General features: G+C 50.8%; 1 protein-coding gene. It reads left to right on the forward strand.

What is annotated here, in order from left to right; genetic code table 11:
* Positions 1-103: 103 nt before the first annotated feature.
* Positions 104-587, forward strand: a 484-nt coding sequence (locus HMPREF3027_RS00085; RefSeq protein ID WP_141756194.1) for a carboxypeptidase-like regulatory domain-containing protein, incomplete at its 3' end; no start/stop codon positions are given.

The following is a 587-nucleotide window of genomic DNA, read 5'->3' on the forward strand; positions in this document are numbered from 1 at the left end:
AAAAGTACCAAGGCAAGGGTGCCCTCGGCTCCGTCATCGACCGTATGTAAAGATAACTCCTATATAAAATCAAGAGAATAACCATCACAAAAAGACAATAGCTATGAAACAATTCATCACTAGTTTGCTGATACTGTGCTTGGCTACAGGCAACTTATTGGCACAAGAGATCAAGGGAAAAGTATCGGACAAAGAGGGGAAACCACTTCCTTATGCCACGATTAAGGCCATCGCCCTACCCGACTCCGCCACTATCGTAGGAGGCGTCACCAAGGAGGATGGCACCTTTGCTCTCTCCATTGGCGACCACAAGCTCCCTATCCTACTCCAAGCAAGTCTGATCGGCTACAGCACAGAGCAAGTGCTTTGCGAAGAGCTCAAGGAGCACACACTCACCCTCTCCGAGAGCGCCACCTTGCTAGAGGAGGTAGCCATCACCGCCAATCGTGTCTCACACCGATTGGTCGCTGGCGGACTTAGCACCCAGATCGATGGTTCGCCCCTCTCCAAGCTCACCGATATCTACAGCGTGCTCAGAGGTATCCCACTAGTAGAGGTGGAGAATGACAAGGTGAAAGTAACCGGAA

The sequence above is a fragment of the Porphyromonas sp. HMSC077F02 genome, assembly GCF_001815465.1.
GTDB lineage: Bacteria > Bacteroidota > Bacteroidia > Bacteroidales > Porphyromonadaceae > Porphyromonas_A > Porphyromonas_A somerae.